At 56.8% G+C, this 1489-nt stretch carries 2 rRNA genes; both read left to right on the plus strand.

From position 1 onward, the window contains the following. A 23S ribosomal RNA gene (locus tag ACFPCV_RS38590) occupies window positions 1-1331 on the plus strand; the annotation flags it as partial. Window positions 1332-1440: 109 nt separating this feature from the next. Next, window positions 1441-1489: ribosomal RNA gene (gene rrf / locus ACFPCV_RS39055) — 5S ribosomal RNA — on the plus strand; the annotation flags it as partial.

Genomic DNA, 1489 nt, shown 5'->3' on the forward strand with positions numbered 1-1489 from the left:
AAAAGCCTCTAGTGAGTGTCCATGCGGCCCGTACCCCAAACCGACACAGGTGGTCAGGTAGAGAATACCAAGGCGATCGGGTGAACTGTGGTTAAGGAACTCGGCAAAATGCCCCCGTAACTTCGGGAGAAGGGGGGCCACAGCGCTTGAAGCCCCATTGCGGGCTAGGGCGAGGTGGCCGCAGAGACCAGCGAGAAGCGACTGTTTACTAAAAACACAGGTCCGTGCGAAGTCGCAAGACGATGTATACGGACTGACGCCTGCCCGGTGCTGGAACGTTAAGAGGACCGGTTAGTCCTTCGGGGCGAAGCTGAGAATTTAAGCGCCAGTAAACGGCGGTGGTAACTATAACCATCCTAAGGTAGCGAAATTCCTTGTCGGGTAAGTTCCGACCTGCACGAATGGCGTAACGACTTCTCGACTGTCTCAACCACAGGCCCGGCGAAATTGCACTACGAGTAAAGATGCTCGTTACGCGCGGCAGGACGGAAAGACCCCGGGACCTTTACTATAGCTTGGTATTGGTGCTTGGTTCGGCTTGTGTAGGATAGGTGGGAGACTGTGAAGCGGCTACGCCAGTAGTCGTGGAGTCAATCTTGAAATACCACTCTGGTCGTACTGGGTGTCTAACTTCGGACCGTGATCCGGTCCAGGGACAGTGCCTGGTGGGTAGTTTAACTGGGGCGGTTGCCTCCCAAAGAGTAACGGAGGCGCCCAAAGGTTCCCTCAGCCTGGTTGGCAATCAGGTGTCGAGTGCAAGTGCACAAGGGAGCTTGACTGTGAGACCGACGGGTCGAGCAGGGACGAAAGTCGGGACTAGTGATCCGGCACCACCTGGTGGAAGGGGTGTCGCTCAACGGACAAAAGGTACCCCGGGGATAACAGGCTGATCTTGCCCAAGAGTCCATATCGACGGCATGGTTTGGCACCTCGATGTCGGCTCGTCGCATCCTGGGGCTGGAGTAGGTCCCAAGGGTTGGGCTGTTCGCCCATTAAAGCGGCACGCGAGCTGGGTTTAGAACGTCGTGAGACAGTTCGGTCCCTATCCGCCGCGCGCGCAGGAGACTTGCGGAAGGCTGTCCCTAGTACGAGAGGACCGGGACGGACGAACCTCTGGTGTGCCAGTTGTCCTGCCAAGGGCACGGCTGGTTGGCTACGTTCGGGAGGGATAACCGCTGAAGGCATCTAAGCGGGAAGCCTGTTCCAAGATGAGGTCTCCCACCCGTCATGGGTTAAGGCCCCCCACGAGACCATGGGGTTGATAGGCCAGAGATAGAAGCACGGTAACGTGTGGAGTTGACTGGTACTAACAGGCCGAGGACTTTCCACAAACGATCAAATTTGTTAGATCGTCAAAGATCACGCATCCACTATGCAACTCTGAAACACCAACCAGTGTTTTGAGAGCCGTACGGCTCCGCTGGGACAGTTTCATAGAGTTACGGCGGCTATAGCGGTGGGGAAACGCCCGGTCCCATTCCGAACCCGG

The organism is Actinophytocola glycyrrhizae (assembly GCF_042653545.1).
GTDB lineage: Bacteria > Actinomycetota > Actinomycetes > Mycobacteriales > Pseudonocardiaceae > Actinophytocola > Actinophytocola glycyrrhizae.